The organism is Nocardioides alkalitolerans DSM 16699, from assembly GCF_000426525.1.
GTDB lineage: Bacteria > Actinomycetota > Actinomycetes > Propionibacteriales > Nocardioidaceae > Nocardioides > Nocardioides alkalitolerans.
Window position 1 is genome coordinate 212,980 of record NZ_AUFN01000014.1, and the last position, 9,660, is coordinate 222,639.

Here is a 9,660-nt window from a genome sequence, read left to right on the forward strand (position 1 = left end):
CCGGTGAGGCAGGCCTAACTTAGGGGATGCTAACTTCTCGGTCGCTCTCGTCGCCGTACCGAAAGGCCCCCGCATGCGCCCCCGCCGTACCCGCTCGTCCCGTTGGTCCGTCGTGGCGGCCGGTGCCGTCACCTGCCTCGCCCTCACCGGCTGCGGCAACCCGGCCGACAGCGCCTCGACCGACGCCGACGACACCCGCGACGTGACGCACGCGCGCGGCGAGAGCGCCGTGCCGGCCGACCCGCAGCGCGTGGTGGTGCTGGAGCCCGTGCAGCTCGACACCGCCGTCGCGCTCGGCGTGACGCCGGTCGGCACCGCGGTGCTGAATGAGGCGGCCGGCGTGCCGGCGTACCTCGGTGACGAGGCCGCCGACATCGAGATGGTCGGTACCGTGACGGAGCCCGACGTCGACCGCATCGCGGCCCTGCGCCCCGACCTCATCCTCGGCACCGAGAGCCGTCACTCCGCGCTCTACGACCAGCTCGCCGACGTCGCCCCGACCGTCTTCATGGACTCGCAGGCCGACCCCTGGCAGGACAACGTGCGCTTCACCGCCGAGGCCCTGGGCGACACGGACGGCGCCGACGAGCTGCTCGACGCCTACCAGGACCGCTGCGACGAGATCGCCGAGGAGCACGACACCGCGGGCGGCTCGGCGCAGCTCGTGCGCCCGCGCGACGGGCTGATCACGCTCTACGGCCCGACCTCCTTCGCCGGGAGCACGCTCGAGTGCGCCGGGTTCACCACGCCCGAGCGTGCGGAGTGGGCCGACGAGATCTCCGTCGATCTCTCCCCCGAGCGCGTGCTCGAGGCGCAGGCCGACCTCGTGCTCGTGACGACGACGGACGTCGACGACCCCTCGACGATCCCGACCGCGCTCTCCGCCAACGCCGACGCGTTCCCCGACCTGCACCTGGTCGACCAGTCCTTCTGGATCACGGGCGTCGGACCGCTCGGCGGGCAGGCCGTCCTCGACGACCTCGAGCGGATCCTCTCGGGCTCGTGACCTCCCGCACGGCGACGCCGGTCGGGGCGCGCCGCCGTCGCCTGCCCGTGGTGCTGCTGGCGGCGTCGCTGCCGGCGGCGGTCGCCCTGTCGCTCCTCGTCGGCTCGAACCTGCTGCCGCCCGGCGAGATCTGGGCCGCGCTCACGGGCGGCGGGGACGCGACCGCGTCGTACGTCGTCGAGCACCAGCGCCTGCCGCGCACCGTCGCCGGGATCGTGGTCGGGCTGGCGCTCGGGGTGTCGGGTGCCCTGATGCAGGCCTACACGCGCAACCCGTTCGCCGACCCCGGGCTGTTCGGCGTGAGCGCGGGGGCCTCGTTCGCCGTCGCCGTGGCCGTCGCGTACGTCGGCGTCACGCAGCCCGCCGGGTACGTCGGGTGGGCCGTCGGCGGCGCCCTCCTCGCGAGCCTGGTCGTCGTGGCGCTCGGCCGCCCCACCGACCCGCGCACCCCGCCCACCCGGCTGGTGCTGACGGGCGTCGCGGTCGGCGCCGTGCTGGCGGGGCTCACCACGGGCATCTCGTTGAGCGACCCCGACGCGTTCGAGCGGATGCTCACGTGGCACGCCGGGAGCCTCATCGACCGGGGGTACGACGTGACGCTCGCCGTGCTGCCCGTCCTGCTGGCGGGCGTGGTCGCCGCGGTGGTCGCGGCGCCCTCGCTCAACGCGGTGGCGCTCGGCCGCGACCTGGCCCAGGCGCAGGGCGTGGACCTGCGCCGCTCGGACGCGGCCGCCCTCGCCGCCATCACCCTCCTCGCCGCCGCGGCGGCCGCCGTGGCCGGCCCCGTCGTCTTCGTCGGGCTCGTCGTGCCCCACGTCGTGCGCTGGTGCGTGGGCGTCGACCAGCGCCGCATCCTCGCCGTCTCGGCCGTGGCGGGCGTCGTGCTCGTGCTGGTGGCGGACGTCGTCGGCCGCGTCGCCGTGCTCCCGGGCGAGATGCCCGCCGGGATCGTCACGGCGTTCATCGGCGCCCCCGTGCTCGTCGCGCTCGCGCGCCGTTCGAGGGCGACGGGGCTGTGAGCGGGGTCGACCCGGGCCGGGTGCGTGAGTCGAGCCGGAGCCGGGTGCGGGTCGTCGGGGGCGAGCGCGCGCACGTCGGCCTGGACCGTCGCGAGGTGCGGGTCTGCGTCGCCCTCGGGCTGGTCGCCCTCGTGCTCGGGTTCGTCGGGCTGTGGGCGGGCGACTTCCCGCTGACGCCGGGCGAGGTGATGGGTGCGCTCGTCGGTCCGCCGTTCGCGGTGGTGGAGCCGATCGCCTACACCGTGGTGGTGGAGTGGCACCTGCCGCGCGTGGTCGCGGCCCTGGTGTTCGGCGCGTCGCTGGCGGCCTCGGGCGCGATCTTCCAGACCGTCACGCGCAACCCGCTGGCGAGCCCGGACGTCATGGGCCTCGCCAACGGCTCGTTCACCGGGATGCTGCTCGGCCTGGTGGTGCTCGGCGGGTCGTGGGCCGGGGTCATGGCCGCGGCGCTGGCGGGCGGGCTGCTCACCGCCGCCGCGATCTACGTGCTCGCGCTGCGGGACGGCCTGCGCGACTTCCGCTTCATCGTCGTCGGCATCGGGGTCTCGGCCTTCCTGGCGGCGACGAACTCGTGGATCCTGCTGCGCCTCGACGTCGAGACCGCGCTGTTCGCCTCGGCGTGGGGCGCCGGCACGCTCAACAACGCGACGGCGGGGGCGGTCTGGCCGACGGCCGCGGTCGTGGTGCTCCTGCTCCTGGTGCTGCCCACCGGCGCCGCGACGCTGCGCCAGATCGAGCTGGGCGACGACCTCGCCCGCGCGACCGGGGTCGCGCTCGACCGCCACCGGCTGCTGCTCCTGCTGCTCGCGGTCGCCCTGGTCAGTGCCGTGACGACCGTGGCCGGTCCGATCGCGTTCGTCGCGCTCGCGGCGCCGCAGATCGCCCGGCGGATCGTGGGGTCCTCCGGCATCCCGCTCGGCGCGACCCTCGCCGTCGGCGCGGTGCTGCTGCTGGCGGCCGACCTCGTCGCCCAGCACGTCGTGCCGCTCACCGTTCCCGTCGGCGTCGTCACGGTCGTGATCGGCGGCGCCTACCTGACCTGGCTGCTCCGACGAGAGATGCGGACCGATCGATGACCCTGGACCGCCCCGCCCCCACGAGGCCGCCCGCCGTGCCCGCGACCCGCCTCGCCGCCGAGGGCCTGACGCTGCGGTACGACGACCGGACCGTCGCCGAGGACCTGAGCGTCGCCGTGCCCGACGACCGGTTCACCGTGATCCTCGGCCCGAACGCGTGCGGCAAGTCGACCCTGCTGCGGGCGCTCGCGGGCCTGCTCGCGCCCGCCCAGGGGCGGGTGCTCCTGGACGGCGCGCCCCTGCTGTCGCTGTCGGCGAAGGAGCGCGCCCGCCGGCTCGCCCTGCTGCCGCAGACGATGAGCGCGCCGGAGGGCATCACGGTCCAGGAGCTCGTGCAGCGCGGCCGGTTCGCGCACCAGCGGGTGCTGCGTCGCCACTCCGAGTCCGACCGCCGGGCCGTCGCCGACGCCCTGGAGGAGACGCAGGTCGCCGACCTCGCCAACCGCCGCATCGACGAGCTCTCGGGCGGGCAGCGCCAGCGCGTCTGGATCGCCATGACCCTCGCGCAGGACACGCCGCTCGTGCTGCTCGACGAGCCCACCACCTTCCTCGACCTGCCCCACCAGATCGAGGTGCTCAACGTGCTGCACCGGCTCGTCGCCCGCGGTCGCACCGTCGTCGCCGTGCTCCACGACCTCAACCTCGCCGCTCGGTACGCCGACCACGTCGTCGCCCTGCGCGACGGCGCCGTCGTCGCCACGGGGTCGCCCCGGGACACCATCACCGCCCCCCTCATGCGGGAGGTGTTCGCGCTCGACGCCACCGTCCTGCCCGACCCCCTGACCGGGGCGCCGATGGTCGTGCCGGCGGACACGCGGAGCGGTGTCCCGGTGTCCTGAGATCAGGAGCGCTTGGGCGGCGTCCAGGGGCGGAGGTGCTGCACGACGTCGGCGTAGAACGTCGTCGTCACGCTCTTCACCGAGCCGATGAGCGTGCCCGTGCCGGCGGCGCGCTTGCTCCCGAGCGGCACCTCCAGCGACACCGTGAACGACTTGATCTCCCGCTGGTCGTCGGGCAGCAGGCACGCGGGGTCCTGGCGGGCCTTGTCGAGCAGCGCCGCCGTGGAGGTCGAGCGGGGCCCGGCGAGGTGGGCCTCGATCCGGATCGATCCCTTCGCCTCCTCCGGCAGCTGACGCAGCAGCCACTGGATGCGGGTCGCGGGCCGGGTGTCGCCGCGCGGCGCGGGGATCGTGATCGCTGCGGTCGCACGGTCGGTCCGCAGGTCGGCCCCGACGACGACCACGTCCACGGCGCCGGGCACCTTGATGCGGCCGAACAGCAGGCCGGAGTCCGCGAGCTGCTGGCTGCGGCTGGCGTGGTCCGGGGTCTCCCGTGCGGGCAGCGCCCGGACCTCCACGCCGAGCAGCCCCGACATGTGGTGACCCAGGTGCTGCACCAGCTCGTCGAACCGGGCGCTCACCTCGCCGGTCGCCTTGTCGGAGGAGCGCGCGGTCTTCGCCTTCACGGCGTCGCGCACCTTCACCCAGCTGGGCCCCATGTCGCCCATCCCGCCCATCCCGGACCGGGCGTGGTTCATGTAGCGGATGAACTCCTCGAGCACCTTGCCCTGCGTCGCGTCGGCGACCCCGCGGTGGCGCGCGGTGAGGATCGCCTCGGCCCGGATCTGGTCCCACGAGAGGTGGTGCAGCGAGACCTTCCGGAGCTTGCGCCGGTCGATCGCCACCGGGTGCTCGGCGTCGCCCCCGGCCAGCTCGTTGCTGATCGTGACGACCGCGTCGTACCCCCGCGACCGTGCGATCTCGACGTACCGGTCGATCTGCTCGGTGTTCAGCTTGCCGGTGGAGGTCTTCACCTCGACGAGGGCGGTCCACTGCGTCTGGCCCCGCGTCACCTGGACCACGCCGTCGGGGCGGTAGGCCTCCTCGTCCTGGCCGAACGGCACCTCGATGTACGTCGTCAGCGTCCCCCGCGGTGCGCCGCACCGGCCCGCGAGCGCGTGGCCGAACTCCCGGACCGTGCTCATCACCGCCAGCAGCGCCGACGTCGCCCGGCGCTCCTGCTCCTCGCCGCTGCCGATCCCCGCGACCGGGAAGAGCCGCGCCGGCTGCCAGTCGTTGCCGTCGTCGGCCGGGATGGAGGCGTTCCAGTCGGCGGGCAGCCGCGGCGCGCGCGTCGGGCGCCGTACCGAGACCGAGCGCTTCGGCCCCGCCGGGGCCTCGGGCGGCGTGGCGTCCGAAGTGTCTGGGGCGTCCGCGGTGGGTAAGGCGGCCGGGGCGTCCGCGGTGGGTACGGCGGCCGGGGCGTCGGCGGTGGGTGCGGCGGCCTCGGCTGCAGCATCCGGACGGTCGTTCGACGCGTCGCTCTCCGGCGCGGACTGCGTCTCGGCGGTGGATCCGAGCGGACCGTCGAGGAGCTCGACGTGACCGGCGTCGTCCACCGCATCCACAGCGTCCACGGCGTCCCCGGCGTCCCCGGCGTCGTCCGAGTCCTCGGGCTCGTTGTCGACCTCGATGCCGTGCTCGACGACCAGAGCGGTGAGCCCCTCGGCGTACCCCCGCCCGACCGCCCGGATCTTCCACTCCCCGTTGCGCCGGTAGATCTCGCCGAACACGAGGGCGAGCTCATCGGTCGCGTCGTCGATGTCGTAGACGAGCAGGTCGATGGCGTCGGCGGTGCGCTGGAGCCGGAGCCGGATCGCTGCGTCCCCGAAGGTGAGGTCGGTGGAGGGGTCGAGGCTCGCGGAGACGACGATCCGCTCGATCTCCTCGGGCACGTCGTCGAGCTCGAGCGTGATGACGTCGGACGACCAGCCGAGCTCGGCGTCCTCCGTCCCGGGCTCCGGCCGCACCTTGTCGCGCAGGTGCACCGCACCGTTGAGCGCGATCGGCTGGTTGTAGAACACGAAGTCCGCGCCGGACCGCACCTTGCCGGTGGCCTCGAGCAGCAGGACGCTCACGTCGGCGTCGATCGGCTCACCGTCCCGTCCGCGACTGTCGAGGAAGACCGTCAGCCCGCCGAGCTCGGCCCCCAGCTCCCCCAGTGCGACGTTCGCGCCCTTGCGCAGCTCCCGTGCTCCCCCGTGTGCGTCCATCTCGCGAGGATCACACGCACGCCGCACGGGCGTGGCCGGTTCGCGAGAACCCGTCTCCGTCCGGCACCCGAGGGTGCTCGCGACCTTCATCGGTTCCGCGCACACGACGCTCCACCGCCGATAGCGTCCGTCCGTGCCTCCTCCCCCACCCACCCAGGTCTCGCGCGTCGAGGCCTGGGAGCGCCGTACCGAGCTGCCTCTCATCGCGCTCGCCGTCGCCTTCCTCGTCGCCTACGCCTGGCCCGTGCTCGACCCGCGGCTCGAGCCGGACCTGCGCACCACCCTCGTCACCGTCTCCTGGACCGTCTGGGTCGCGTTCGCCCTCGACTTCGCCGTGCGGCTGCACCTCGCGGAGGACCGTCGTCGGTACGCCGCCGCCCACTGGTACGACGTCGCACTCATCGTGCTCCCGATGCTCCGACCTCTTCGCCTCCTCCGGTTGCTCGCCTTCATGCGGGTGCTGCAGCGCACGGCCGCCGGCGGCCTGGTCGGGCGCGCGACGACCTACGTGCTCGGCACCGCGGTCCTGGCGATGTTCCTCGGCGCGATCGCGGTGCTCGACGCGGAGCAGGACGCTCGCGACGCCAACATCACGACGTTCGGCGACGCCCTGTGGTGGGCGACGACCACCGTCACGACCGTCGGCTACGGCGACCGCTTCCCCGTCACCTTCGAGGGTCGCCTCGTCGCAGTCATCCTGATGATCGTCGGGATCGGTGCCGTCGGCGTCGTGACCGCCGCTCTCGCCACCTGGCTCGTCTCCCACGTCCAGCAGGAACGCGACCGCGCCGGCGAAGAGGCCGTCGGGTGACGTCCGGCTGGTCCTGCCTGCCTGGTGAGGTGCAACTGCTCTGCGGGTCAGGTCTGCCGGGGGCGGCCCAGACCCGCCGGGATCAACGCGGGTCTGCGGGGGTGACCCGGGCGACGCGCAGCAGCTCGTGCCACCGGCGGACCACCTCAGGGAGCCCCTGAGCACCGACACCGGTCCCGACACCGGCCCCAGCCACGGTCTCCGACGCAGGCTGCGAGCCCGACACCGCCAACGCGGCCGACAGCTCGTCCACCACGGTGAGGAGCGAGACCCGACCGTCCCCGTGACGCTCGTGGAGGTCGTACCCGGTGACGTCGGCGACCCGCCGGAGGTCGTCGGCCTCGAGCCGGAACAGCGACCTGAAGTCGAGGCGCCGGACAGTGGGCGGGCCGCCGGCCCTCTGGGCGTGGACGGTCAGCTCGTCACGCATGTAGTCGTTGTCCACGCACGCCAGGCGCGCCCCGCACGGGCACAGAAGACCACCCACCTGCCCGTACCGGCTGCCACCGAGCTCGTACGCCGCCGGCAGCCAGGTGTCGCAGACACCGCACGGCAGCCGAGCCAGGTCGACGTCGACCTCGAGACGTCGTCGATCAGCGGCCTGGTCGCGGCGCGACGGCACCCCGCGGACGACCCCGTCTCCTGTCCCGGGGTCCCCGGACGGCGACCGGAGTCCCGGGCGCGCCCGCAGCCGCACCGTCGGATGCGTGGCCTCGGCGGTGGCATCGACTTCTCGCATCACCCGGTCAGTCTGCCCGCTGCGGCGCCGCGTCCTTCTTCTTTCACGCCTCGCGCCTCGCCGACCTACGTCCGGCGGTGGAAGGTGACGGCGCCGGCTTCGGACCAGGTGGTCGTGTAGGTCGGGTCGTGGGCGCGGTGGTGGTGATGGGCGCAGAGCAGGACGAGGTTGGCGAGGTCGGTGGGTCCGCCGGTGTTCCAGGGGGTGCGGTGGTGGCGTTCGCACCATGCGGCGGGGATGTCGCATCCGTCGGTCTGGCACTGGCGGTGGGTGATGGTGTGGGCGCGGGCTTGGTGGTGGCTGAAGAGTCGGGCGGAGCGGCCGAGGTCGAGCGGGACCGACGCCCCGCCCATCACGGCGGGGATGAGTGCGTGCTGGCACGCGAGGCGTCGGGCCTGGGCGGCGGAGATCTCCCCGCCGGTGTCGAGGGTGACCGCACCCAGGGCCTCGGTGAGCTTGTCGAGCTCGACCGTGGCCACCACCGCGACCGGTGACCCGCCCTGGCTGGGCAGACCGTCCACCGGGAGGTGCTCGACCAGGGCGCAGAACGCCTGCCCCCGCCGCACCTCGGCCGGGATCCGCCGCCCGTCACCCGCGGCCCCGACGACGCCGGCCTCGACGTGTGCCGGGCCCGCACCGTCTACGTCGCCCGCGCCGGCTGCGGCGCCCGTCGTACCGGCGCCGTGGTGATCACGGCGTGGGTTCGTGTACGCCTCCAACGCCCGCGACAGCACCGCCGCCGACAGGTCCGGGATCAACCCCGTGATCCTCGTCGTCCCGTCCCCCTGCGGCGACAACGTCAACCGGGTCCGGACCCGGGCTCGGGCCTCCTCCGCGTTCAGCACCGCCTCCTCGTGGGCGTCGGCGCGTTCGGGGGCGACCACGCGCAGGAGGTGGCGCCCGAGGCGTCGTACCTGCCTCGGGGTGAAGGACACACACTCGCCCAGCAGGTGCACCTCCGCGCGGGCCACCGCATCCGGGTCGAGATCCGCGGGCAGCTCCTCCAACGCATCGAGCACTGCCGCCGCGTGGCCGACCGACACCTCACCCGCCCCCAGAGCCGCCCGCGTCGCGCCGTACGACTCGAGCCGGGAGGCCAGGCGTTCCTCGAACCGCAACCGCCCTGGGTCCTGCCGGGTCGCGTGCGCCAGCCACGCCCCGGCCGAGCGTGCCCCGTCCGCGGCCGCCACGTCCGAGGCCCCGGCCAGGACCTGCAACCGCAGAGAAGCGACCCGCTCACCGACGCGCGCCAGCTCCACCAGCAACGCCGCCTTCGTGGGCACGTCCAGCCAGTCCGGATCGACCCCCGACCCGGCCAACCGGTCCAACGACCCCGTCAGCTCGGCGACGCACGCGACCCACGGATGCACACCCACCGCACCGCTCTGCGCTCCCGCCCTGACCCCCGTCATGACACCCACGCTAGGGGTCACCACCGACAACGCCGGCCCCGAAAGCGACCCCCTGGGGACAACTCCGAGGCGTGGTGTCGAGACACTCGCTGCGCTCGCTCCTCCACCACCGAGAGGCGTGGTCTCGAGACGCTCGCTCCTCCACCCTGAGAAGCGCTCAGCCCCTCCGTCACCGGCAGGCCCCCGCCCTCGACCTCCCGGCCCCATGCCAGCCATCCCCGCCCCCGATACCCCCACCCGTTGCCGCGCCGCCCCGCGCGCTGCTGGACTCCCCCCATGACCTTCACCGCTCCCCGTCGCGTCGTCACCGGCCACACCCCCGACGGCGTCTCGGTGGTCGTCCACGACGGGCCGGTGCCGGTCAGCCGCGAGCTGCCCACGGACGGCGTCGCCTTCCACGAGGTCTGGAACACCGAGGGGGCGCCCGCGCTCGTCACGGCACGGGAGGCGATCGACCCCACCGAGCGCGACCTCACCGTGCCGCCGCCGAAGCTGGGCACGAAGATCCGCGTCAACGAGTTCGCCCCCGGCCACCTCGACGAGCG

9 protein-coding genes are annotated in these 9,660 nt (G+C 74.2%); 6 read left to right on the forward strand and 3 right to left on the reverse strand.

The annotated features are described in order from the left end of the window. Positions 1-73: 73 nt before the first annotated feature. The 4 genes from K329_RS0114495 to K329_RS0114510 are packed head-to-tail and all read left to right on the forward strand — an operon-like array spanning position 74 to position 3,940. Positions 74-1,006, forward strand: a complete 933-nt coding sequence (locus K329_RS0114495) for an ABC transporter substrate-binding protein (protein ID WP_028473614.1) — start codon at positions 74-76, stop codon at positions 1,004-1,006. Beyond that, positions 1,003-2,025, forward strand: a complete 1,023-nt coding sequence (locus K329_RS0114500; RefSeq protein ID WP_245596564.1) for a FecCD family ABC transporter permease — start codon at positions 1,003-1,005, stop codon at positions 2,023-2,025. Before K329_RS0114495 ends, K329_RS0114500 begins: the two co-directional genes overlap by 4 nt. Then, positions 2,022-3,101, forward strand: a complete 1,080-nt coding sequence (locus tag K329_RS0114505) for a FecCD family ABC transporter permease (RefSeq protein WP_028473616.1) — start codon at positions 2,022-2,024, stop codon at positions 3,099-3,101. Before K329_RS0114500 ends, K329_RS0114505 begins: the two co-directional genes overlap by 4 nt. Further along, positions 3,098-3,940 carry an ABC transporter ATP-binding protein gene (locus K329_RS0114510; RefSeq protein WP_028473617.1) on the forward strand — a complete coding sequence of 281 codons (843 nt, stop codon included), beginning with the start codon at positions 3,098-3,100 and terminating at the stop codon, positions 3,938-3,940. Before K329_RS0114505 ends, K329_RS0114510 begins: the two co-directional genes overlap by 4 nt. 2 nt (positions 3,941-3,942) lie before the next feature. Here K329_RS0114510 and K329_RS26975 read toward each other — a convergent pair whose 3' ends face one another. Continuing rightward, positions 3,943-6,153, reverse strand: a complete 2,211-nt coding sequence (locus K329_RS26975; protein WP_052336912.1) for a TerD family protein — start codon at positions 6,151-6,153, stop codon at positions 3,943-3,945. Between the two features lie 133 nt (positions 6,154-6,286). Between K329_RS26975 and K329_RS26980 the strand changes: the two genes are divergently transcribed. Next, positions 6,287-6,964: a potassium channel family protein gene (locus K329_RS26980; RefSeq protein WP_052336913.1), complete on the forward strand. Its 678-nt coding sequence runs from the start codon at positions 6,287-6,289 to the stop codon at positions 6,962-6,964. Positions 6,965-7,046: 82 nt separating this feature from the next. On the opposite strand, the gene K329_RS0114525 is transcribed toward K329_RS26980, so the two are convergent. Further along, positions 7,047-7,703, reverse strand: a complete 657-nt coding sequence (locus K329_RS0114525; protein WP_157571741.1) for a hypothetical protein — start codon at positions 7,701-7,703, stop codon at positions 7,047-7,049. 65 nt (positions 7,704-7,768) lie between these two features. Beyond that, positions 7,769-9,115, reverse strand: a complete 1,347-nt coding sequence (locus K329_RS0114530) for an HNH endonuclease signature motif containing protein (RefSeq protein WP_169721594.1) — start codon at positions 9,113-9,115, stop codon at positions 7,769-7,771. Positions 9,116-9,391: 276 nt separating this feature from the next. Between K329_RS0114530 and K329_RS0114535 the strand changes: the two genes are divergently transcribed. Next, on the forward strand, positions 9,392-9,660 hold a 269-nt coding region (locus K329_RS0114535), incomplete at its 3' end, for a cupin domain-containing protein (RefSeq protein WP_028473620.1).